Origin of the sequence: Collinsella aerofaciens, assembly GCF_040910185.1 — a bacterium.
GTDB lineage: Bacteria > Actinomycetota > Coriobacteriia > Coriobacteriales > Coriobacteriaceae > Collinsella > Collinsella aerofaciens_BF.
This window is the reverse complement of sequence record NZ_JBDGBA010000026.1, coordinates 1-22,539: the sequence shown is the minus strand read 5'-3', so window position 1 is coordinate 22,539 and position 22,539 is coordinate 1. Positions and strand designations below refer to the sequence as shown.

Annotated in this window: 26 protein-coding genes and 1 tRNA gene; 21 read left to right on the top strand and 6 right to left on the bottom strand. The window is 58.7% G+C overall.

The genetic code is table 11. The features are described from left to right. The 6 genes from AB5Z54_RS08995 to AB5Z54_RS08970 all read left to right on the top strand — a co-directional run. Window positions 1-810, top strand: an 810-nt coding sequence (locus tag AB5Z54_RS08995) for a DegV family protein (protein ID WP_368161269.1), incomplete at its 5' end; no start/stop codon positions are given. 98 nt (window positions 811-908) lie between these two features. Beyond that, window positions 909-1,988: an NAD(P)-dependent oxidoreductase gene (locus AB5Z54_RS08990; protein ID WP_368161267.1), complete on the top strand. Its 1,080-nt coding sequence runs from the start codon at window positions 909-911 to the stop codon at window positions 1,986-1,988. A gap of 5 nt (window positions 1,989-1,993) precedes the next feature. After that, window positions 1,994-2,422: a hypothetical protein gene (locus AB5Z54_RS08985; RefSeq protein ID WP_006236251.1), complete on the top strand. Its 429-nt coding sequence runs from the start codon at window positions 1,994-1,996 to the stop codon at window positions 2,420-2,422. 15 nt (window positions 2,423-2,437) lie between these two features. Beyond that, window positions 2,438-3,136 (top strand): hypothetical protein, encoded by a 699-nt coding sequence (locus AB5Z54_RS08980; RefSeq protein ID WP_006236252.1) that lies wholly within the window; start codon window positions 2,438-2,440, stop codon window positions 3,134-3,136. 6 nt (window positions 3,137-3,142) lie between these two features. Then, entirely contained in the window at window positions 3,143-4,228 is a 1,086-nt protein-coding gene (locus AB5Z54_RS08975; RefSeq protein WP_368161266.1) for an isocitrate/isopropylmalate dehydrogenase family protein, read from the top strand. 126 nt (window positions 4,229-4,354) lie between these two features. Next, entirely contained in the window at window positions 4,355-5,437 is a 1,083-nt protein-coding gene (locus AB5Z54_RS08970) for a hypothetical protein (protein WP_368161265.1), read from the top strand. 109 nt (window positions 5,438-5,546) lie between these two features. Here the strand turns inward: AB5Z54_RS08970 and AB5Z54_RS08965 are convergent, their stop codons facing one another. Both AB5Z54_RS08965 and AB5Z54_RS08960 read right to left on the bottom strand, forming a co-directional pair. Beyond that, window positions 5,547-5,786 carry a helix-turn-helix domain-containing protein gene (locus AB5Z54_RS08965; RefSeq protein WP_118099149.1) on the bottom strand — a complete coding sequence of 80 codons (240 nt, stop codon included), beginning with the start codon at window positions 5,784-5,786 and terminating at the stop codon, window positions 5,547-5,549. Window positions 5,787-5,795: 9 nt separating this feature from the next. Further along, a complete protein-coding gene (locus tag AB5Z54_RS08960) occupies window positions 5,796-6,434 on the bottom strand; it encodes a hypothetical protein (RefSeq protein WP_368143185.1) in 639 nt (212 codons plus the stop codon). A gap of 701 nt (window positions 6,435-7,135) precedes the next feature. On the opposite strand from AB5Z54_RS08960, the gene AB5Z54_RS08955 reads away from it, so the two are divergent. From AB5Z54_RS08955 to nagA, 8 genes are all read left to right on the top strand, one after another. Continuing rightward, window positions 7,136-7,579, top strand: a complete 444-nt coding sequence (locus AB5Z54_RS08955; protein ID WP_035137680.1) for a PTS sugar transporter subunit IIA — start codon at window positions 7,136-7,138, stop codon at window positions 7,577-7,579. Next, window positions 7,579-7,860 carry a preprotein translocase subunit YajC gene (yajC, locus tag AB5Z54_RS08950; RefSeq protein ID WP_022094612.1) on the top strand — a complete coding sequence of 94 codons (282 nt, stop codon included), beginning with the start codon at window positions 7,579-7,581 and terminating at the stop codon, window positions 7,858-7,860. Before AB5Z54_RS08955 ends, yajC begins: the two co-directional genes overlap by 1 nt. Before the next feature lie 36 nt (window positions 7,861-7,896). Further along, on the top strand, window positions 7,897-8,379 hold the full coding sequence (gene agaV / locus AB5Z54_RS08945) for a PTS N-acetylgalactosamine transporter subunit IIB (protein WP_022094611.1): 483 nt from the start codon (window positions 7,897-7,899) through the stop codon (window positions 8,377-8,379). A gap of 90 nt (window positions 8,380-8,469) precedes the next feature. Next, entirely contained in the window at window positions 8,470-9,270 is an 801-nt protein-coding gene (locus AB5Z54_RS08940) for a PTS mannose/fructose/sorbose/N-acetylgalactosamine transporter subunit IIC (RefSeq protein WP_022094610.1), read from the top strand. Continuing rightward, window positions 9,260-10,342: a PTS system mannose/fructose/sorbose family transporter subunit IID gene (locus tag AB5Z54_RS08935; RefSeq protein ID WP_022094609.1), complete on the top strand. Its 1,083-nt coding sequence runs from the start codon at window positions 9,260-9,262 to the stop codon at window positions 10,340-10,342. The genes AB5Z54_RS08940 and AB5Z54_RS08935 overlap by 11 nt, the downstream gene beginning before the upstream one ends. Before the next feature lie 185 nt (window positions 10,343-10,527). Further along, complete coding sequence (locus tag AB5Z54_RS08930) at window positions 10,528-11,259, top strand: GntR family transcriptional regulator (protein WP_022094608.1); 732 nt, start codon at window positions 10,528-10,530, stop codon at window positions 11,257-11,259. A 114-nt stretch (window positions 11,260-11,373) separates the two neighbouring features. After that, on the top strand, window positions 11,374-12,540 hold the full coding sequence (locus tag AB5Z54_RS08925) for an AgaS family sugar isomerase (RefSeq protein ID WP_368161263.1): 1,167 nt from the start codon (window positions 11,374-11,376) through the stop codon (window positions 12,538-12,540). 117 nt (window positions 12,541-12,657) lie between these two features. Further along, on the top strand, window positions 12,658-13,827 hold the full coding sequence (gene nagA / locus AB5Z54_RS08920) for an N-acetylglucosamine-6-phosphate deacetylase (protein ID WP_022094606.1): 1,170 nt from the start codon (window positions 12,658-12,660) through the stop codon (window positions 13,825-13,827). Between the two features lie 75 nt (window positions 13,828-13,902). Here nagA and AB5Z54_RS08915 read toward each other — a convergent pair whose 3' ends face one another. Beyond that, the gene (locus AB5Z54_RS08915) at window positions 13,903-14,487 is read right to left on the bottom strand and encodes an NADPH-dependent FMN reductase family protein (RefSeq protein ID WP_233543636.1); all 585 of its coding nucleotides are present in this window, start codon (window positions 14,485-14,487) and stop codon (window positions 13,903-13,905) included. 157 nt (window positions 14,488-14,644) lie between these two features. On the opposite strand from AB5Z54_RS08915, the gene AB5Z54_RS08910 reads away from it, so the two are divergent. Genes AB5Z54_RS08910 through AB5Z54_RS08895 form a run of 4 tightly spaced genes read left to right on the top strand, consistent with a single transcriptional unit; the run spans window position 14,645 to window position 17,192 of the window. After that, window positions 14,645-15,526 (top strand): aldose 1-epimerase family protein, encoded by an 882-nt coding sequence (locus tag AB5Z54_RS08910; protein ID WP_368161261.1) that lies wholly within the window; start codon window positions 14,645-14,647, stop codon window positions 15,524-15,526. A 59-nt stretch (window positions 15,527-15,585) separates the two neighbouring features. Then, window positions 15,586-16,521: a hexose kinase gene (locus tag AB5Z54_RS08905; RefSeq protein ID WP_022093844.1), complete on the top strand. Its 936-nt coding sequence runs from the start codon at window positions 15,586-15,588 to the stop codon at window positions 16,519-16,521. A 27-nt stretch (window positions 16,522-16,548) separates the two neighbouring features. After that, a complete protein-coding gene (locus tag AB5Z54_RS08900) occupies window positions 16,549-16,686 on the top strand; it encodes a hypothetical protein (RefSeq protein WP_368161260.1) in 138 nt (45 codons plus the stop codon). Window positions 16,687-16,718: 32 nt separating this feature from the next. After that, window positions 16,719-17,192 carry a NanQ anomerase/TabA/YiaL family protein gene (locus tag AB5Z54_RS08895; RefSeq protein ID WP_368161258.1) on the top strand — a complete coding sequence of 158 codons (474 nt, stop codon included), beginning with the start codon at window positions 16,719-16,721 and terminating at the stop codon, window positions 17,190-17,192. Window positions 17,193-17,406: 214 nt separating this feature from the next. On the opposite strand, the gene AB5Z54_RS08890 is transcribed toward AB5Z54_RS08895, so the two are convergent. After that, window positions 17,407-17,482: transfer RNA gene (locus tag AB5Z54_RS08890), tRNA-Thr, on the bottom strand. 157 nt (window positions 17,483-17,639) lie between these two features. Here AB5Z54_RS08890 and AB5Z54_RS08885 point away from each other — a divergent pair. Together AB5Z54_RS08885 and AB5Z54_RS08880 are read left to right on the top strand one after the other, a co-directional pair. After that, window positions 17,640-18,152: a PTS sugar transporter subunit IIB gene (locus tag AB5Z54_RS08885; protein ID WP_368161257.1), complete on the top strand. Its 513-nt coding sequence runs from the start codon at window positions 17,640-17,642 to the stop codon at window positions 18,150-18,152. A gap of 510 nt (window positions 18,153-18,662) precedes the next feature. After that, a complete protein-coding gene (locus AB5Z54_RS08880) occupies window positions 18,663-19,166 on the top strand; it encodes a DUF5626 family protein (RefSeq protein ID WP_368131294.1) in 504 nt (167 codons plus the stop codon). Window positions 19,167-19,921: 755 nt separating this feature from the next. Here the strand turns inward: AB5Z54_RS08880 and AB5Z54_RS08875 are convergent. After that, window positions 19,922-20,281 (bottom strand): transposase, encoded by a 360-nt coding sequence (locus AB5Z54_RS08875; protein ID WP_438265584.1) that lies wholly within the window; start codon window positions 20,279-20,281, stop codon window positions 19,922-19,924. A gap of 62 nt (window positions 20,282-20,343) precedes the next feature. Then, window positions 20,344-21,396 carry an aldose epimerase family protein gene (locus AB5Z54_RS08870; protein WP_368161256.1) on the bottom strand — a complete coding sequence of 351 codons (1,053 nt, stop codon included), beginning with the start codon at window positions 21,394-21,396 and terminating at the stop codon, window positions 20,344-20,346. Between the two features lie 205 nt (window positions 21,397-21,601). Between AB5Z54_RS08870 and AB5Z54_RS08865 the strand changes: the two genes are divergently transcribed. Continuing rightward, a complete protein-coding gene (locus AB5Z54_RS08865) occupies window positions 21,602-22,366 on the top strand; it encodes a DeoR/GlpR family DNA-binding transcription regulator (RefSeq protein ID WP_368161254.1) in 765 nt (254 codons plus the stop codon). Window positions 22,367-22,539 lie beyond the last annotated feature (173 nt).

Sequence of the window (22,539 nt, the reverse complement as noted above, 5' to 3'; positions counted from 1 at the left end):
GATGACATCTGGTCGAGCATCACACCCAAGGAGTTTTACGATCGCATGCGCGCCGGTGCCCGCGTGTCCACCTCGGCTGTGTCGCTCGGTCGCTATATCGAGTTCTTTACCGAGTGCGCCAAAGAGGGTACGCCTACGGTCTACCTGTGCTTTACCTCGGCGCTGTCGTCGAGCTACAACTCCGCGTGCCAGGCGGCGGACGCCGTGCGTGCCGAGTATCCCGATTTTGAGCTGTACGTGGTCGACAACGCTCTGCCCTGCGCGACCGGCGCGCTCTTGGCGCTCGAGGCCGTGCGCCAGCGTTCGGCGGGACTGACCGCCAAGCAGCTGGTCGATTGGGCAAACGAGGCAAAGACCTACGTCCACGGCTACTTTACGCTCGAGAGCTTCGACGCACTGGCTGCCGGCGGCCGCATTCCGCCCGCGGCGGCGCAGCTCACGGCAAAGCTCGATGTCAAGCCCGAACTCTCCTACGACCTTGCCGGCTCGCTGTCGCTGATCGGCGTCAACCGCGGCCGCAAGAAGGCGCTCAAGTCCATTCTCAAGTCGTTCCGCGAGAACTACGTGCCCGACCGCACCATGCCCATCGCCATCATGACGGCCGATGCCGAGAAGGACGGCGACTGGCTCGAAGCCGCCATCCGCAAGGAGGAAGGCTGCGCCGACGTCACGATCGTTCGCAGCTCCGTGGGTCCCACCATTGGCTCGCACGTGGGCCCCGGCATGGTGGCCTGCGCGTTTTGGGGTAAGAACCGCGCCGACAAGGCGTCGCTTTCCGACCGCATCGCCCGCCGCGTGCGCGGCCAGTAGGCAAGCGCTGCGTCCGTAATCGCCCTCGACTCACAGCCCAAACGCTGGCACCGAGTATTCAACCTGGTAATAACACCCAACCTAAAAGGAAAGGTTTCATGGCAAACAAGCTCTCCGTCGCATTTATCGGCACCGGAATCATGGGTGCCCCTATCGCCGGCCACATCCTGGATGCCGGCTATCCCGTCACGGTCAACAACCGCACCAAGTCCAAGGCCGCCGCGCTTATCGAGCGCGGTGCCGCCTGGGCCGATACGCCGGCCGATGCCGCGGCGAACGCCGACGTCGTCTTTACCATGGTGGGCTATCCCTCTGAGGTTGAGGAGCTCTACCTGGCGGGCGACGGCCTGCTCGCGTGCACCAAGCCGGGCGCGGTCTTGATCGACCTCACCACGAGCTCGCCCGAGCTCGCCCGTGACATTGCCGAGGCCGCCCAGGTTTCTGGTCGCATGGCGTTTGACTGCCCCGTCACCGGCGGCGAGTCGGGTGCTATCGCCGGCACGCTCACGGCTATCGTGGGCGCTACCGAGAACGACATCGCGCCGGTCCGCGACATCCTTGCCACCTTTGCGGCAAACATCTGCTGCTTCGATGGCGCCGGCAAGGGTCAGGCTGCCAAGCTCGCCAACCAGGTGTCGCTGGGCGCCTGCATGGTCGGCATGGCAGACGCCATGGCATTTGCCGAGCTGAGCGGCCTTGACCTGGAGAAGACCCGCCAGATGATCCTGGGCGGTACCGGCAAGTCCGGCGCCATGGAGAGCTTGGCGCCCAAGGCACTCGACGGCGACTACAAGCCCGGCTTTATGGTCGAGCACTTCATCAAGGACCTGCGCTTGGCGCTCGCCTATGCCGACGATCGCGAGCTCGCGCTGCCCGGTGCCGACGTGGCCTTTACGCTCTACGATATGCTCGACGCCATTGGCGGCGCCAAGCTGGGCACCCAGGCCATCACGGTCCTCTACAAGGAGGAGGCCGACGCCATCGCCGCCGGTCTGGACTGGTCGCAGTATCGTCCCGAGGAGCATGGTGCTCACGAGGAAGGCTGCGGTTGCGGCGAGCACGGCGACGACCACGAGTGCGGTTGCGGCCACCACCATGGCGAGGATCACGAGTGCTGCGGCGGCCACGGCCATGACGACGGCCACGAGTGCTGCTGCGGCCACCATCACGGGGAGTAGCGCCCATGAGCTGGACGTTCGTGGTGCTCGCGCTGGTGCTCTTTCTCTTTGCGATTTACATCGGCTTTTTGTGCGGCCAGTGGGCGTGCGAAAAGCGCGTCATCACCAAGCGCGACTACTGGATCGCCAATTTTGCAGGTGCGGCGGCAGTCGTCCTGCTAACCTGGGTGTTTTCGCTGTTCCCGCTGGTGCAGTTTGCGCCGATCGGCTGGCTCGGCGGCTTTATCGCCGGCCTTAAGATGAGCTTTGGCGAGTCCGTCGGCCCGTGGCGCAAGCACGACGAGGTCTTTAACGTCAACAAGGCACACCGCGCCGCCGCCGATGCGGGCGACGCCGAGGAGCGCCGCCGCGCGCGTCACAATGGTGCAGCCGACCGACAGCTCATCTCGGTCACCGATGACAGCAAGGGTGCTGGCAAGCACGCTAAGAAATAGTAAGAAGAGGTAACTATGGCAGAAAACAAGGAAGAACAGCTCACCGATGAGGAGCTGGCACAGCTTCAGCTGGCAGAGGAGAACGAGAACGCCGTCGACCGTCTGGTCAAGGAGCTCGGCTGCCCCACGCGCCGTATCCGCCAGTTTGCCGCCCGCGTGCTGCACCTGCTCGCCGAGCGCGATCCACAGCGCGTCGTGCCCTGCGTGCCCGCGCTGATCGAGGCACTCGACCGCCCCGAGGCTCAGACCCGCTGGGAGGCCCTCGATGCCCTGGCGGCGCTCGCCACCACCTGCCCCGAGCAGCTGGGCGATGCCTTTGAGGGCGCCGAGACCGCGCTGTTCGACGAGATTTCCTCCACGCTGCGCTATGCCGCCTTCCGTCTGCTGTGCGTGTGGGGCGCCACGAGCGTCGAGCGCTCGCGCGAGGCTTGGCCCATCCTGGACGAGGCCATCCAGTGCTACCACGGCGACCTCGAGTATCGCGATATGCTCGGTTGCCTGTACGAGTTTGGCCAGGGCGAGATTGACGCCGAGGTCGCCGAGAAGCTCGCGCTGCGCCTTAAGTTCGACGCCGAGAACGGCAAGGGCAGCTATCTCAAGGCCCGTTCGAGCGAGATTTGCGAAATGCTTGTTAAACGTTTTGGCCTGGATCTCTCCAAAAAGAAGAAGCGTGCTAGCGTTAAAAAATCTGACGACGCCGAAGACGAGGAGTAACAGATTATGGCGCACGATGTAGTCCTGATTCCCGGTGACGGTATCGGTCCCGAGATTACGCAGGCCATGCGCCGCGTGGTCGAGGCCACCGGTGTCCAGATCAACTGGAACGTCCAGGAGGCCGGCGCCGGCGTCATGGACGAGTTTGGCACGCCGCTTCCCCAGCACGTGCTCGACGCGGTTGCCGAGACCAAGGTTGCCATCAAGGGGCCCATCACCACGCCGGTCGGCACAGGTTTCCGCAGCGTCAACGTGGCACTGCGCAAGCACTTCGACCTGTACGCCTGCGTGCGCCCCTGCCTGTCGCAGCCGGGCGACGGCTCGCGCTTCCGCGACGTCGACCTGGTCATCGTGCGCGAGAACACCGAGGACCTCTACGCCGGCATCGAGTTCGATGAGGGCGCTGCCGAGGTCGAGGAGCTCTCACAGCTTGTCGAGCGCTCGGGCCAGAAGACCTTCGCTGCCGATTCCGCTATCTCGATCAAGCCCATCTCCATCGTCAAGAGCCGCCGCATTGTGGAGTACGCCTTTGAGTACGCCCGCCGCTGCGGCCGCAAAAAGGTGACGGCCGTGCATAAGGCTAACATCATGAAGGCGACCGATGGCCTGTTCCTGCGCGTTGCGCGCGAGGTGGCCGCCAACTATCCCGATATCGAGTTCAACGACAAGATCGTCGACGCTACCTGCATGGGCCTGGTCCAGAATCCCAACGACTTCGATGTTCTGGTGCTGCCCAACCTGTACGGCGACATCGTGAGCGACCTGTGCGCCGGCCTGGTAGGCGGCTTAGGCATGGCCCCCGGCTCCAACATCGGTGCTGACTGCGCCATCTTCGAGGCAACGCACGGCTCCGCGCCCGATATCGCTGGCCAGGATATCGCCAACCCCACGGCCGAGATCCTCTCTGCTGCGATGATGCTCGATCACCTGGGCGAGAACGACGCTGCCAATCGCATTCGCGCCGCCGTCTCTGCCACGCTCGACGAGGGCGAGCAGGTTACCGGTGACGTGCGTCGTGCCCAGACCGGCTCCGTCGAGGGCGCCGTGGGCACGCAGGCCTTTGCCGATGCCGTTATCGCGCACCTGGCCTAAGGTATGCACGCTGCAAACGCCTAAATAGTACTTAAGTGTTTGCGTATAACCTAAGAATCAATACGCCCGGCACTCTGTCGGGCGTATTCTATTGAAGACTATGTTTCCTAACAAGGAGTAACCGATATGGGTCTGATTCAAAAGAAGGACGAGAAGGACGAGATCGACGGCATTCAGATCATCGAGCGCGGCGAAGGCCCCGACGGTGATGAGGACGAGAAGATCGACCTGGTCACCGGTACGTCTGCCGAGCACATTGCTGCCGGTACGACGGCCGAGGAGGAGGACGCCCGTCTGGAGGCTCAGATTGCCGCGGATGCCGCTGACGAGAATCTGATGCCCGAGGAGCAGGACGAGGACGACTCCGACGTGGATGACCACACTTGCAAGCACAAGAAGACGATGATTGCCGCCTTTGTGGTTGCAGTCGTGATTGCTGCCGTGATTGGCTTCTTTATTGGCAATGGCGGCTTTGGCGGCAAGGGTGTCGGCTCGTCGACCCTGACCGAGGACCAGCTCGATTCGACCGTGGCAAGCTACAGCTACAACGGCAAGAAGAGTGACATCACCGCGCGCGAGGCCATCGAGAGCCAGTACAGCCTCGACACCGTCAAGGACGACGACGGCAACTATACCGCTCCGTCTGCCGACGTCATCCTGTCCTACGTGCGCAACAAGATCCTGCTCGATGCTGCCGAGGACGAGGGCATCACCGTCTCTTCTAAGGAGATGAAGAAATACGCCGAGGATTCCATCGGCACTTCGGACTACAAGACCATGGCCACGCAGTATGGCGTGTCCAAGGACCAGGCCAAGCAGATCGTCCGCCAGTCCGCGACGCTGCAGAAGCTCTACAAGAAGAAGGTGGGCGATAGCTCCGCAAGCATGCTGACCGCTCCGACCGAGCCTGCTGACGGCAACGAGGAGACCGCGAGCAAGGACTACGCCGACTACATCATCAACCTTGCCGGTGACGAGTGGGATAGCGAGAAGGGCACTTGGAAGGACGCCGACAGCACCTATGCCAAGGCCTTTGCCGACGATGCCTTTACGGCCGATAGCGCGACCTATAAGCAGGCCATGACCGCCTATTACACCGCCTATCAGCAGTATTCTTCGCAGGCCTCGAGCGCCAGCTCCAAGTGGACCGAGTACGCTAACGGCCTGTACGCCAAGGCCAACATCAGCATCTACGGCCTGTTTGCGTAAAGATTTGTCTGAGCTACCGAGCGCGTAGCCGAAATATCTGAATAGCCCGCTAGAACGGATGTTGTTCTAGCGGGCTATTTGCGTTTAGGCGCTGGTGGCTAAATTATGCCTATGAATCTTTAAGTCCAAAAAGGTTATCGGCTTCATCGTCAGGCATATATTCCAGCACATCGCCCGGTTGGCAGTCGAGTGCCCGGCATATCGCATCAAGAGTTGAAAAGCGCACGGCAGAAACCTTGCCCGTCTTGATGCGCGACATATTGACCTGGGAGATGCCCACGCGTTCCGCAAGCTCTTTGGATGAGATCTTGCGTTCGGCAAGCATGCGGTCAAGCCGCAGAATAATCATGGATTCCCCCTAGAGCAACTCGTCATCTTGTTTTTGCAGGATATACCCGTAGCGGAAGATGCTGGCAATCAGGCAAATAATCAGGCCTGCAAAGAGCATGGAGGGCTCGAATAACTGGCCGACGAACGCATTCGTAAAGCTGCCGCCAAATCCTGAGAGTATCATTCCCGTGATTACGGCACCAAGAAGTCTCACGGAAACGCCGCCGATAAGGAATAAATGTCCTACTCGACGAAGTGTCTGGTTACATTCAAGGTCAAAGGGCCTGCCTTTCTTTTCAATGTTGAAGAAAAGCCTGCGCACGCTTAGCGCGATGGTAAGCGCGAGACATGTCATCAAGAGGCTTCCTATGGCAGTGTGACCATCGTGTGCGACGAGCATAAGTGGGGCCTGTGCATTGGTACCGACGATAGCAAGGCACGGTCCTTCGCCGGCTTGAAGTTCTACGGATTGGAGACACGACCCTTGGGAGAGTCCAGGCAATATGAGTAGAAGGTCAATCGCAATGACTGCGAGGAGTCCCAGAGCGAGCGCGGTGGTAATGCAGATTGTGGCCCATTTGCAGATGCGAGTGAGCTTCCTCAGATCGGCTATTGCCTGTTCACGGTCGATGGCTTCATTCGATTTGGATACGTTCCAGCGGATCATAGCTCCTCCAACCAATGTCTTGGATGATACTTGTATCATATCAGAATTAATGATAAACGATAAATAATTACGAATATTGAGTAAGTAATGATTGAAAACGATTAGCGTGAACTATTGGCTCATTTTGGGTGCCGGAGTTTGGTGCGCGGGGGATGAGGACAAATGTCAAAACTTTCCGTGATCGCACAAGTGCTTCATCGGGTTCCCCGATTCATATGGGAAAACAACTGCAAACGATTGCAAGTAACCGGTGAACGGTCGAAAACTACCGTTCACCGATAATCTCAAAACTGGTTCTAACTGGTATTAAGTCAAAAAGACCAATTCACATATCTTCACAATGACCTGCAATTTTTCTACACGCTATTTTTAGCCGCCCTGCGTTGTTTAGGGACAGGAAAAGTTCCGATCTTTTGCCAAAGCATTTCGAAACGGTTTCAAAACCGCAGGTAGAAGTGTTAACGACCGGTAAACGGTCGAAATATCACCGTGAGCGGTGCAAAAACGTTTTACCGTATGAATCAACGAAAGCGACCTCTTCTGGGGTGATATAGTGACAACAACACGTCACGTGGTTACTACCAGTTTAGAAACCACTGGTCTTCAAAGAACGCTTTCTAAGAAGCTTTAAGGGCGAGCGCCCGCTGGCTTCCGAAAATCATCGGACTCAGATTGTACACACCTTCGGAAGGGAAATTTGAATGGTTGGCTTTATTCTTACCGGTCATGGACAGTTCGCACCCGGCCTAGCTAGCGCTATCGCTATGGTTGCCGGCGACCAGCCCGCTTTTACCGTCGTTCCTTTTGAGGGCGACCAGGCTGCTTCTTACGGTGAGGATCTCCGCGCCGCTATTACCGCCATGCGCGAGGAGTGCGATGGCGTGCTCGTCTTTACCGACCTGCTTGGCGGCACCCCATTCAACCAGTCGATGATGATTGCCCAGGATGTCGACAACGTCGAGGTTCTGACTGGCACCAACCTTCCCATGGTTATTGAGCTTCTGTTCCTCCGCGGCAATGCCACGCTCGCCGAGCTTGGCGAGCAGGCCGTGACCGTTGGCCAGACGGGCGTCACCGCCCAGACGGTCGCATCCGTTGCCGGCTCCGAGGAAGAGGATATCTTCGGCGACGAGGACGGCATCTAATGGCCGATTTCGGAGCCAACGTCCTGAGCTCCTCGGTCGCCCTTTTAGGCCTGCTTGTCATCATGGGCTTGATTTACACCATCTGGTCGCAAATCAACATGAAGAAGAAGCAGAAGTACTTCAAGGAGCTGCACACCGAGCTCAAGCCGGGTCAAGAGGTTCTTTTCGCCGGCGGTATCTACGGAACCGTCAAAGGCATCGAAGGCGAGAAGGTCCAGATCAAAGTCCGATCCGGAGCCGTCGTAGATGTTTCGCGTTACGCGATTCAGGAGATCAAGTAACTGTCGTCAGCAAATAACGAAAGGAAGCTGATCAACATGGCAGAACCCAACATTCTTCTTACCCGCATCGATAACCGACTGGTTCATGGTCAGGTTGCCACCCAGTGGAACTCCACCCTGGGCTCCAACCTCATCCTCGTCGCCAACGACGACGTGGCGTCCAACACCATGCGCCAGAACCTCATGAAGATGGCCGCTCCCGCCGGCGTCGCTACGCGTTTCTTCTCTCTGCAGAAGACCATCGACGTCATTGGCAAGGCGAGCCCGCGCCAGAAGATCTTCATCGTGGCCGAAACACCGGAAGACGTGCTTACGCTCGTCAAGGGCGGTGTGCCTATAAAGAAGGTAAACATCGGCAACATGCACATGTCGGAAGGAAAGCGCCAAGTCGCCACCTCCGTCGCAGTTAACGACGAGGATGTCGCTGCGTTTAAAGAGCTGCAGGAATTGGGGGTGGAGTTGGAGATCAGGCGCGTTCCGAGCACGCCTGTTGAGGACACGAGCAAGCTCTTCTCGTAATCCTCGTGATCCACGTTGTCAGGAGTGAAACCCTGACGTTCTGTACGTGAAATCCAAAGTGCGTACATACATTTTGAAAGGAGGAGCAAGATGGAATACTCGATCATCCAGATCGCTCTGGTCTTCGTCGTCACGTTCATCGCGGCAATCGACCAGTTTGACTTCCTCGAGTCTCTCTATCAGCCCATCGTCACCGGCGCCGTCATCGGTCTTATCCTTGGCGACCTCAACACCGGTCTTCTCGTGGGTGGTACCTATCAGCTCATGACGATCGGCAACATGCCGATCGGAGGCGCTCAGCCGCCTAACGCCGTCATCGGCGGCATCATGGCAGCCATTCTCGCTATCGCCACGGGCCTCGAGCCCAACGCGGCAGTCGGTCTCGCCATTCCGTTCGCTCTGCTTGGCCAGCTTGGCGTTACCCTGGTCTTCACGCTTATGTCCCCGCTTATGTCCACGGCCGATAACATGGCTCACAACGCGGACACCAAGGGCATCGAGCGCCTGAACTACTTCGCCATGGCTCTGCTCGGCCTGATCTTCGCTGTCGTCGTCACCCTGTTCTTCATCGCTGGCGCTACCATCGGTCAGACCATCGCTTCTGCCATCCCGACTTGGCTGCAGACCGGTCTCTCCGCTGCAGGCGGCATGATGCGCTTCGTCGGCTTCGCCGTCCTGCTCAAGGTTATGATGAACCGCGATATGTGGGGCTTCTTCCTCATGGGCTTTGGCCTCGCGCTCATCACCGTTGCCAACGATTCGCTGGCAACCCCTGCTCTGCTCATCCTCGCTCTCATCGGCTTCGGCATCGCTTTCTGGGACTTCCAGCAGCAGACCGAGCTGAAGGGTGCAGCTGTTTCTGACGGAGGTGACTTCGAAGATGGCATCTAATGAGTATGTGATCCCGGAGCACTACGAGGATCTCACTCCTGCTCCGCAGCTCGACCAGAAGACCCTCAACAAGATGGCTTGGCGCTCCTGCTTCCTGCAGGCATCGTTCAACTACGAGCGCATGCAGGCCGCTGGCTGGCTCTACTCCATCATCCCCGGTCTGGAGAAGATCCACACCAACAAGAACGACCTCGCGGCTTCCATGAGCCACAACCTGGAGTTCTTCAACACCCACCCGTTCCTTGTCACCTTTGTTATGGGCATCGTGCTTTCGCTCGAGCAGAACAAGGTTGACATCCCCACGATCCGCGCCGTCCGCGTCGCCGCAATGGGCCCGCTCGGTGGTATCGGTGACGCCCTGTTCTGGCTGACGCTTGTGCCTATCACGGCCGGCATCACCTCTAACATGGCCATCAACGGCAACGCCGCTGCACCGATCATCTTCCTGGTGATCTTTAACGTCGTCCAGTTCGCTCTGCGCTTCTGGCTCATGAACTGGTCCTACAAGCTTGGCACCAGCGCTATTGACGCTCTGACCGCCAACATGCAGGCCTTCACGCGTGCCGCTTCCATCATGGGCGTCTTCGTCGTCGGTTGCCTGGTCGTCACCATGGGTGGCACCCAGATCAACCTCCAGATCCCCAACGGCACCACCCGTGGCCTCTCCGCTACTACCGTGATCGTCTCCGAGAAGGAGGCCGAGAACTTCACCGGTATGGAGGGCATCGATACCGAGACCGCTGAGGCCGGTACCATCGCCATGACCGATGAGGACGGCAACGCCCTCACCGCTTCCGATGCCGACGGCAACGCTGTCGAGTGCGGCGTCACCGATCTGGGCAACGGCATGGAGTCCGTTACCTACGGCACCGTTACCGAGGATCCGGTCAACTTCTCTGTTGCCGACACCCTCAACACCATCGTCCCGAAGCTCGTCCCGCTTATGCTTACGCTGCTGCTTTACTACATGTTCGCTAAGCACAGCTGGACCCCGACCAAGGGCATTCTCCTGCTCTTCGTCCTTGGCATCCTGGGCGCTGGCCCGCTTGGTCTCTGGCCGAGCATCTGGTAAGGCTCTAGCTTGAGGCGTGTGTCCCTACGCGGCTCACACCCCGACCCCTTAAGCCATGTGTATGTTAAAAGCCGCGTGCTCGAAAGAGCGCGCGGCTTTTGTTTTCTTGTTGATTCGGGTGTGGCAGACAGATAATGCTAAACACCCTAGGTAGTTAGCCGAATTCGAGCAAAAGGGAGGATAGGATGGCGATCGGAGCGCGTAAGCAACCGCTGTACGATCAGCTGGTCGATATTCTGACCGAAAAGATCGACCATGAATATCGCGCCGGTGACATGATTCCTTCCGAGCGCGAACTTTCGGAGCGCTATGGTCTCTCGCGCACTACAGTACGCCTGGCTCTGCAGGAACTGGAGCGTTTAGGACTGGTGGTTCGGCAGCACGGTCGCGGTACCTTTGTGACCGACCGTTCGGCAAAGGCAACCAATCTTATGCAGTCCTATAGCTTTACCGAGCAGATGCGCGCGATGGGTCGAGAACCTGAGACCACGATTCTCGAGTTTTGCGAGATGGAGGCCGATAAGAATCTGGCCGAGCATATGGGATTGCGCATCGGTGATCGCATTTTTAAGCTCAAGCGTCTTCGTTCTGCCGACAATATGCCCATGATGGTCGAACGCAGCTATCTGCCGGTTCGTCAATTTCTGTCCCTAAAGCGACCGCTGCTGGAGCGTAAGCCGCTTTACGATGTGATTGAGCAGGACTTTCAGCAAAAGATTCGCGTGGCCGAAGAGGAGTTCTATGCGAGCATAGCCCGTCCCACCGATGCCCACCTTTTGGGAATTGTCGAGGGCTCGCCTGTGCTCGATTTGGTCAGAACTACGTATAACGAGTCAAACGAGGTTGTGGAGTATACACTCTCGGTTGCTCGTGCCGATCAGTTTAAATACAAGGTTTACCACCAGCGTAGCAACTAGTGTCCGCATCGTTTCCATATGGTGATTCTTTGCATTTAACTGGTTACTACCAGATAACCAACCGAAGTGTATAATTGCACGTCAGAGGATTACTTCTAGAGAGAGGTATTAGAAATGTTCGAGAAGAGTGTCGAGGAGCTCACCGAGCTCGGCGCCCAGATCACCACGGCCGAGATTGCCCAGCAGCCCGAGCTTTGGCGTGATACGCTCAACATCTATCGCAAGAACAAGGAGGCCATCGAGGCCTTCCTGGCCGAGGCTCGCGCTATGGGCGAGGGCCGTCTGTCCGTTGTCTTCACCGGTGCCGGTACGTCCGACTACGTTGGCGATACCTGCGCCCCGTACCTGCGTCACGCTGGCAACACTGATCTCTACGACTTTAAGCCCATCGCCACGACCGACATCGTGAGCGCTCCGCGCGACTTCCTGCGCGCCGAGGATCCCACGCTCGTGGTTTCCTTTGCCCGCTCTGGCAACAGCCCCGAGAGCCTTGCCGCCGTTGCCGTTGCCAAGGAGCTCGTCCACAACGTCAAGTTCCTCAACATCACCTGCGCTCCCGAGGGCAAGCTCGCCGTTGAGTCTGCCGATGATCCCAACGCGCTGACGCTGCTCATTCCGCGCGCCAACGACAAGGGCTTCGCCATGACCGGCTCTTATTCCTGCATGACCCTGCTCTCCACCCTTATTTTCGACACTGCCTCTGACGAGCAGAAGGCCGAGTGGGTCGAGACCATCGCCAAGATGGGCGAGGAGGTCATCGCTCGTGAGCCTGAGATCGCCGATTACCTGGCCGGCGACTTCAACCGCGTGACCTACTTGGGTTCTGGCTCCTTTGGTGGTCTTGCCCAGGAGAGCCAGCTCAAGATTCTCGAGCTCGCTCACGGTCTGGTCGCTACTTCCTACGACACCTCCATGGGCTATCGTCACGGACCTAAGTCCTTCGTCGACGATAAGACGCTCGTCTTCGTGTTCGTCAACAACGACGCCTACACCCGTCAGTACGACATCGACATCCTCAACGAGATCGGTGGCGACGAGATCGCTCAGCACACCATCGCCGTTCAGCAGGAAGGTGCCACCGTCTATGAGGGTGAGTCCTTCACCTTTAAGGGCTACGAGGCACTTCCCGAGGGCTACCTTGCTCTGCCGTTCGTGATGTTTGCCCAGGCTATCAGCCTGCTCAACTCCGTGCGCGTGGGCAACACGCCCGATACGCCGAGCCCCACCGGCACGGTCAACCGCGTGGTTAAGGGCGTGACGATTCACCCCTTCACCGCTTAATCGCGTCCCCCTGTAAGGGCGCCCGTCCGCTCATAACGGCGGGCGGGCGCTTTTTGTTTTACGTGAGCTGGGTATAAGCATCACTACAGTCAACTGCTTTAGAAGCAAGGAGTGCATATGAGCACGTACGCAATTAAGGCTGACAAGTTCTTCTTGCCGGCAGGCCCGCAACTGGGCGGCTATCTTATGGTCGAGGATGGCGTCTTTGGCGCCTGGCAGGCCGACGAGCCCTCTTGCGAGATTAAGGACTACACGGGATCGTGGATCGCACCGGGTATGGTCGATACTCACATCCATGGCTTCTACAACCACTCAACTACCGATAACGATCCCGAGGGCATCGATATCAGCTCGACCGAGCTCGCCCGTCGCGGCACCACCAGCTGGCTGCCCACGACGTTCACCGATGGCGTCGAGCAGATCAAGGACGCCTGCGCCGCCATCGCTCAGGCGGACGAGGGTCGCGGCCCCGACTTCTGCGGTGCCCGCATTCAGGGCATCTACCTGGAGGGCCCCTTCTTTACCATGAAGCACGTGGGCGCGCAGAACCCCGCTTATCTTATCGACCCCTCCGAGGAGGTCTTCGATCAGTGGCAGGAGGCTGCGGGTGGTCGCATCGTCAAGAGCGCCATGGCGGCCGAGCGCGACGGTGCCGCTGCTTATGCGGCTGCTCTGAATGCCAAGGGTGTGGTGACCAGCATCGGTCACTCCGACGCCACCTACGATGAGTGCATCGCCGCCATCAACGCCGGTGCCAGCTGCTTTACGCATACCTATAACGGCCAGCGCGGGCTGCATCACCGTGAGCCCGGTGTCGTGGGCGCTGCCATGTCCACGCCCGAGACCTACGCCGAGATCATCTGTGACGGCAAGCACGTTAACCCTGCCGCCATCAAGGCGCTGCTGCAGGCAAAGGGCTGGCAACACACGGTGCTCATTACCGACTGCCTGGGTTGCGGCGGCATGCCCGAGGGCAGCTACACCAGTGGTGGCATGGACGTCATCATGAAGGACAACCTGTGCTGGCTCGCCGACGGCAAGAGCATTGCCGGCTCGGTGCTCACGCTTGCCCAGGGCGTCAAGAACATCGTCGACTGGGGCATCGCCAGCGCCGATATCGCCATTCGCATGGCAACCGAGGTGCCGGCACGCTCCGCGCACATCGAGGATAAGTGCGGCAGCATCATGCCGGGTCGCGACGCCGACTTTGTCGTGTTCGACCATGAGCTCACCCTCGTCGAGACGTATGTTGGCGGCCAGAGCGTCGGCAACGCCTTTACCGAGTAACGATAGAAAAAGACGGCGGGCCCGAATCTGCTCGGACCCGCCGTATGGGTTAAACGCTCAAAAGCACCTTCACAGTTACAGCTTGTTAGCGATCTTCTTTGCCGTGCGCTTGACGCCGGCCACAAGACCTCCCGCAGGATGCTCCTTTTCGTAGGCTAGACGCTTCTCACGCTTGGCGTACTCTTCGACGATGATGTCGCCATACTCGTCTTCGATCTTGTCGAAGAAGTCGACGGCGCCCTTAATTTCCTCGGCGGTCGGGTGTCCCTTTTGGACACCGCCGGCGAGCTTGAACGGCCCCCACGTATCAAAGCCGGGGCAGCCGTAGACACCCATAAAGATGGCCTGCCTCATGCGGCAGATGCCATCGATATCCTTGCCGTACCACTTGTTTTTGCCACCGTAGGTCATAAGGCCAAACACCTTGTCCTGCGGCTGCAGCACGTTCGTGAGCACGCGTGCCATGTCCTTGTCGATCTCGGAGTAATAGATTCCCGTGGCGACACCGATCAGATGATATTCGTGCAGGTTGGGATACTCGTTTTTGCCAAGCGCCTTGACGTCGAGGGTATCGATCTCGGGGTGTGCCTCGACGATGGCGTCCACGAGCTTTTTCGTATTGCCGTGATGGCGCGAGGCGTAGAGGATGATGGTTCGCATAAGAAGGCCTTTCAGCTGTAATTGCATCAATGTCTGTATGGTACCCCGTTACATGGCTGGGATACCGGACGCGTCGATGAACGTGCGGGTTTGTCCTTTGGTCAGGGCCGAGACGGGTTCTTGCGAGCAAAAAAGCAGTTGTTCGAAAGGATGGGCAATGGAATACGCTCTCTCCAACGATTCGATTTCTATTAAGGTGTCCACGGCTGGCGGTTCGTTTACCTCGATTGAGGCCGGAGGTCGCGAGTATCTGTGGCAGGGCGATCCCGCCGTGTGGTCTGGCCAGGCACCGATTTGCTTCCCGATTTGCGGAGGCTTGCGCGACAACAGCGCCATGACGTTTGCCGGGCATCATGTAAAGCTCGCTCGCCACGGGTTTGCGCGCAAACAGGAGTGGAAGCTGCTGAGCCAAGGCGAGAACGAGCTGGCGATGTGCCTGGCTTCGGAGGATAACGCCGCGCTGCTGAGCGATTATCCGTACCCGTTTAAGCTTGTCGCTCGTTATACGCTCGAGGATACCGCCGTGCGCGTCTCCTATGAGGTGACCAACGAGGGGACCGAGGACATGCCGTTCTTTATCGGCGGTCATCCCGGCTTTAGGTGTCCGCTCGATGAGGGCGAGGCCTATACGGACTACGAGTTGCGCTTTGAGAAAGACGAGGCTGCGGAGCTCTGCACCGCCGTTCCCTCGACTGGCTTGATTGACGTGGCAAACCGCTCCAAGAACCCCATGGTGGGAAAGACGCTGCCCCTGTCGCACGAGCTCTTCGATTTTGCGGAGACCATCTTTGACGTGCTCGAGAGCCGTCAGGTTACGCTTTCTAAGAAGGGGGAGGACAAGGGCGTTCGCCTGAGCTTTGAGGGCTTCCCGTATCTCATTGTGTGGAGTAAGCCCGAGGGCGATTTTGTTGCAGTTGAACCCTGGGGCGGCCTCTCGACCTGCTCCGATGAGGACGACGTACTTGAGCATAAGCGCGGCTGCCTTGTCGCCAAGCCCAAGGAGACCATCGTACGCTCGTTCACGATTGAGATTCTGTAATTCCGTTTTGTCGACTCGTATCGCGAGGCACAAGGAGCCTGCGAGATAAGGAGCTAAAAATGATCCTCACCGTTACGATGAACCCGTCTGTCGATACGCGCTATCAGCTCGATGAGCTCATTATCGACGACGTCAACCGCGTGACGCCCGAAAAGACCGCCGGCGGCAAGGGCCTCAACGTGGCCCGTGTGCTGGGTCAGCTGGGCGACGACGTTGTGGCAACCGGTCTACTCGGCGGCCACATGGGCGCCTACATGGCTGAGCTCATGGACGCCAACGGTATTAACAACGACTTTGTGCCCATCAAGGGCGAGACTCGAATTTGCCTCAACATTCTCCACGCCGGCAACCAGACCGAGCTGCTCGAGAGCGGCCCGACAATTGCCCCCGAGGAGCTCGATGCCTTTACCGCCAAATTTACTGAGCTTGCGGGCAAGGCCGACGTTGTCACCATTTCGGGTTCTCTGCCCCGCGGTGTCGAGGCAGACTACTATGCCAAGATCACGGGCATTGCCGAGAACGCCGGCGCCAAGGTGCTGCTCGATACCTCGGGCGCTTCGCTCGAGGCCGCCCTTAAGTCCGAAATTAAGCCCGAGCTGGTCAAGCCTAACCTGACCGAGATCAACGGCCTTCTGGGCACGAGCTTTACCACCGACGATGTGGACGAGCTCCGTGCCGCGCTCGCCTCTGACGCCCGTTTCTCCGATATCCCCTGGGTCGTCGTGTCCATGGGCGCTGCCGGCTCCGTTGGCTTCCACAATGGCCGTGCGTTCCGCGCAAAGACGCCCGATATCCCTGCCGTTAACGCCACGGGCTCTGGTGACTCCACTATCGCAGGCTTCGCACATGCCATCGCTGCTGGCGCAGACGACGAGACGGTGCTGCGTACCGCCAACACCTGCGGCAAGCTCAACGCCATGGATCCCATGACCGGCCATCTGGTCATGGACCGTTGGGACGAGGTCTACAACGGCGTTGTCGTGACTGAGCTGTAAGAGTTTGGGCGTCGTCCCTGGCATCGCTTGCTGGCTCATGTCGACCACAAGTGCGGTAGCATTACGCTGGGGCGCGACGCCGAGCTTGTCGTGTTCAATCCCGACCTTACCCTGGTCGAGACGTATGTGGGTGGCAACAGCGTCGGTAACGCGTTTGCCGGGTAGCCGCCAAAGAAACGATCCGAGAGGGGATTTAGATGATTTACGGTGCACTGGGCGATATCGAGGAATACCGCGGAATGCTCAAGGGCCTCGATGTGCTGATCGATTGGCTCGAGGAGAACGACCCGGCGAAGCTTGAGGTCGGCAGCCATCAGATTCTGGGCGACAAGGTCTTTGCGAACGTCATGGCTCCCACGACGCGCCCCGAGGCCGAGGCTCACTACGAGACGCATCAGCGCTATCACGATCTGCAGATCGACGTCGAGGGTCGCGAGGCCTTTAAGGTTGCCACGGGCAGCCTGACGCTGGTTCAGGAGTTTGACGAGAAGGACGACTACGATCTGGTCGATTCCGACGCTTCGATCGCCGGCGATCTTGCCGACGACAAGTTTGCGCTGTTCGTTGCCGGCGAGCCTCACATGCCCACGCTCGAGTTCCCGGGCGATGGCGCACAGCCGGTCAAGAAGATCTGCTTTAAGCTGCTTGCCGACGCTTACTGGGAGGAGTAGCGCGCTGCTCGGCTGAGCTGTTCGTCTGATGGCGTGATTTCCCTAGGGAAATCACGCAAGGACCTCGCCAAAAGTGTTTCCCCTAGGGGAAACACGTTTGGCGGGGTTTCTGTTTTTGAATAGGGGAGCTGTCGACGCGGTGATGCTTGGGTTGGCGCATGCGCACTCAAAATCGGCAACAAAAAAGCCGCCCGAAGGCGGCTATCCTGTGCAATGGAGCCAGCGACCGGGCTCGAACCGGTGACCCCCGCTTTACGAGAGCGGTGCTCTACCAACTGAGCTACGCTGGCGGCCATGTGGTGACGCAACTGATGCGTCAACGGCTGTCTATGATACGGGACATCGCACATCCGCGCAAGTGTTCTGACGGCTTTTCTCACTTTAAATGCACTAATATTGGAGACGTGATGTCCCGCTCGTATGGGTCTCAAACAGAATGGGGCAGCCATGGCTCAACCCAAGATCCTTCTCACGCGTATCGATGACCGTTTCATTTACGGGCAAGACGTTGAGCTATGGAACGAAGCCGTGGGTTCCAACCTTGTTTTAATCGTCAACGATGAGATCGCGGCGGATTCGCGCCAATGGGCACCCATGAGGGTGGCGGCGCCGGAAGGCGTTTTGACGCGGTTTTTCTCGGTGCAAAGGACCATCGACATCATTCATACCGCAACGCCGCGTCAATGGATTTTGATCATGGTGGCCTCACCCGCCGATGCGCTCGCGCTGGTTAAGGGCGGTGTGCCCATTACCAAGATCAGTATCGGTCACATGCAAGCAGGGGAGGGCAAGCGTCCCGCGACGCCTACAGTTGCCGTAGACGACACAGACGTCGCCGCCTTCAAAGAGCTGCAAGAACTCGGCATAGAGCTAGAAATCCGCTACCTCCCCAGCTCCAATCCCGACCCCATTCAACTAGTCGTTGGGGACACCCTTGGCACTTGGGGACGTTCCTTTTAATATGAGCAGGACATTGTCAAGAGGCAAAATCGGGCCTGGCCCCAACGATATGGGGTCAGGCCCTCTCCCTATATCAACCCGTCCGCGGCGACCTCGGCGTGTCTTCCCGACGCTCGTCTTTGCAGTTTAATATCCGCCCGCGGCGATCTCTCGCTGGGCAATCCGTTGCTACGGCTGAGGCTTCTACGTCGAACCGACAGTCTGTGCACGCGTGTGGCGCCATGGGCGCCCGTCAGAGACGATATGAGCAGGGGCTCTCAATGTTTTATGTCCTGCTCATATCGTCTCTGCCGGGCGGCGAAAGAGCGCGCCCAACGACCAGCCGTTTAAGAGCGCCCCCGATACATAGTTGTCGGAACCTGGTCGTCTGTTGATAAAAAAGAAACCGCTAACGGACAAAATGGCGCCTTTTGCGGATTAGTCGCTGTGCCGGAAAATAAATTGTCAGAACCAGGCGATAATTAAATTGCCGCGGCTGTCGTTACATATGACACGTGACAGGAGGACATGATGAAAAAAATGCCCAAGTTGTTGTTAGCAATGGTTGTCCTATTTTTCGCCACCGGATTTATTTTATTGCCCTCCGCAAATGCTTCTGAGTATTTGACGCCCGCCGACGCATGCTTCGATTTGAATGATGGGCCGAAACAAGAACGTACTATCGAGCTGCCAGATGGCTCTACAGGTGTTTTTGGGATAGAGAAAGAGCAAGCTGATGTTGCCCCGATTTGGGACGGCTACTACAACGCTACTGATGGGAATTGGAAGGTTTACTTCTATACTGGAGTGCTCGATGCTGAGTACTGGATATCAATCAAGAACTACAACATTACATCGTGGTGGGGCCATAAGGCATCTTCCGTTGGTGCTGCCTTATCGAATTTCAGTAAGAGTTTTTCTTCCAAACGAACAAAGTGGAGCTTTCTTTTTACCGGTGTAGGCGGTATGGCGTCTGCGACTTATACTCTTGGAGCTGAAATAAATGGCTCACGACTGCATACATATCTAGCGTGATTCAATATGGGCGTGTTGGGTAAGATCAACATTGGCGGAGAGGTTTCCCTCCTGGCTATAGTTCTGGTTGAGGTCGGAATCACCGCTGCGGTGATCTATCTCGTTTACAAGTTGATAAAGGCTCTCAAAAAGGTTATTGAACGAACCAAACAAGAGTAGGCGGTCAGCCCACTCGATTTCGAACCCATTTCAGCAGGTGCCATCCTCTCTGTCTGCTTCTCTGTGGGCGGAGAGGATTTTTCTATGACTGAGACCGCATCAGCGCCAAATCCACGCCTATCCTCGACCCGTCACCTGGGGACGTTCCTTTCCAGCCGGTGCTTGGGGAGACTCCTTGCCACCCGGTCGTCGTGGATGTTCTTAAACGACTAGCGATCGGGGACAGCCCTTGCCGATTGGCCGGTTTGCCGTCCGGGTTGGCAAGGGCTGTCCTTTTAATATGAGCAGGACATTGTCAAGAGGCAAAATCGGGCCTGGCCCCAACGATGTGGGGTCAGGCCCCCTCCCTATATCAACCCGTCCGCGGCGACCTCGGCGTGTCTTACCGACGCTCGTCTTTGCAGTTTAATATCCGCCCGCGGCGATCTCTCGCTGGGCAATCCGTTGCTACGGCTGAGGCTTCTTCGTCGAACCGACAGTCTGTGCACGCGTGTGGCGCCCTGGGCGCTCGCAGAAAAGGGACCTGAGGTTCGCCTCAACGGCTTCGGATCAAACCGCTTCCGGGGTGATCGGCTTATGTGCGGGGGACCGGCCCCCTACGCCTCCTCGGCCATGAGGCCGACCGCCCACACCCAGCAGGCGAGCTCGCGCGCCGTGGCCACGTTCGCCTTGTTGTTGTGGACCCCGCGCGCGAGCAGCGCCTCCCGCCTCTCGACCAGCCCCCGCACGCCCTTGGCGGCATGCCTGCGGGCGACCCGGTCCGGGGCCTGGCCCTTGGCGAGGTCCTTCGGCCGCCCCGAGCACGTCAGGTAGTGCCACGCGGCCTCGACCAGCGCCTTCCTCAGGTGCTTGTTGCCGGCCTTGGTGATCGCGCCCCTGCGGTCGCTCTCCCCGCTGGAGTGCTCGGAGGGCGTCAGGCCGACCCATGCGGCGAACGACCGGGCGTTCGACTGGATAGAAAAACGCCCGTCGGCGGTGTGCCGGCGGGCGCTGTTGTGCGATATGTTGCGCCGTGCGTTTAGTGCCTCATAAAGTGGTATTCGATCACATTGCTGTAGGGGTGACCCGGGCCCACAATGCCCTGCGGGAACAGCGGCTGGTGCGGCGTGTCGGGGTACATTTCTGCCTCGAGGGCAAAGCCGGCACCCCAGCCATAGTTAGCATCGTCCTTGGCGTGCTCGTCGCCCAGCCAGTTGCCGGTGTAGAGCTGCACGCCCGGGGCGGTGGTGTAGTAGTCCAGCTCACGACCGGTCCACATCTCCTCAACATGCATCGCGCGGCGCAGATTACGGCCGTACTGATAGCCATCGATGCACAGACAGTGATCGTAGCCACGGGCTTGCTTAATCTGCGGATCGTCGGCCTCCATGCCGGGAGCGACGGGACGCAGCTCGCGGAAGTCAAACGGCGTGCCCTCGACCGGAGCAATCTCGCCGGTGGGGATGTTCTGCTCGTTGATGGGCAGGTAGTGGGCGGCGTTGGCGACAAAGAAATGTTCGCAGTCCATGCCGGCGTTATGGCCGGCAAGGTTAAAGTACGTGTGGTTGGTCATGGACACGTAGGTGGCGCGGTCGCTCTCGCAGCCATACTCGATGCGAAAGACGCCGGTGCGTGTAACGGTAAACATGGCCGTAAAGGTGCGGTTGCCGGGCAGGCCCAGCTCGCCATCCTCAAGCGAGGTGGTCATGCGCACGGCATTGTGGACCTCGTCGAGCTCAACATCCCATACGCGCTTGTGCAGGCCGTGCTCAAGATCGCTGTGCAGGTTGTTGACGCCCTCGTTGGCCGGCATATGCCAGTCCGTGCCGTCGATGGTGATTGTGGCGCCCGCGGTGCGGTTTGCCACGGGGCCGATGGTCGCGCCAAAGCAGGCGGGGTTGTCAAAGTAATCCTCGAGCTTATCGAAGCCCAGCACCACATCGCGCACGTTGCCGGGAATGTCGGGCACATCGATACCCAGCACGGTGGCGCCATAGTCCATAATGCGAACGCAGATCTCGGGCCCGTTGAGGGTGTAACGATGAACGGGGGTACCGCATGGCGCGGTGCCGAAAAGCTCGGAAGTGATCATTTGGTTCCTAACATCGAGGTATTTCCGACAAACTGTAGCGCGAACACGCGAGATTATCACTACACCCCACTAAAGCAGGGGGTATTTTTCTCAAAAAAGTGATGATTGGAGCTGTACGGGCGCTCATTTTAGGTGTGCACGAGTCTGATACAATTTGTTCGTTATTGTTTGAATTGACGTGAGCGTGGAACAGCGAGGACTCATCGTGATTAAAGCGGAGCGACAGGATAAGGTTCGGCAGCTGCTCGAGGAACAGGGAACGGTCTCGGTCAAGGAGATCTCAGATGCGTTAGGTGTCTCGGACATGACGATTCGCCGCGACCTTGAGGAACTTGCGAGCCTGGGCGAGATCGAGCGCGTGCACGGCGGAGCCCGTAGTGCGCAGGGTCGTCCTCACGCTATGTTGCGCCACGAGTATTCGCACAGCGAAAAGCGCACTAAGCATTCCGAGGAAAAGCTGCAGATCGCGCGCCGCGCTGTGGAGCTTATCGAGGAAGGCGCGACCATCTTTTTGGGTACGGGCACCACGGTTGAGCAGATGGCCTCGATGCTGCCGGCGTGCCGCCTGCGCATTGTGACCAATTCGCTTTCGGTGTTTAACCTGCTCGAGGCGCGCGAAGACTGCGACCTGTGTCTCGTGGGCGGTATGTACCGTCGCCGCACCGCCGCTTTTGTGGGACCAACGGCCGAGGATACCCTGCGTGCGCTGGGCATCGACGCGGCGTTTATCGGCGCCAACGGCATTTTGGACGGCGACGTGTCCACGTCTAACATGGAAGAGGGCCGTATCCAGCAGCTCGCTTTTAGTAAGGCAGACTCGCGCTATCTGATCGCCGACTCCAGCAAGATCGGCAAGCGCGACTTCTACACCTTCTGTCGTCTGGACAATTTGGACGCCGTGGTGTGCGAGCCGAGTATCTCGGTCGAGGACCGCGCCGCCATCGAGGAGCACACACAGGTCATCTGCTAGCTAACGCTACGGGATTGCCAACGGGCGATGCGGGAGGACTTTTACCTCCTGTCATTGTGGAAACCAGCGCGTTAGCGCTACGCGATATGACGCGCAGGTAATGTCGAGAAAGTTGGTGTAGCGCCCGATCCGAAGTGAGTCGGCCCGGCGTCCTGGAATCTGGAATACGGTTG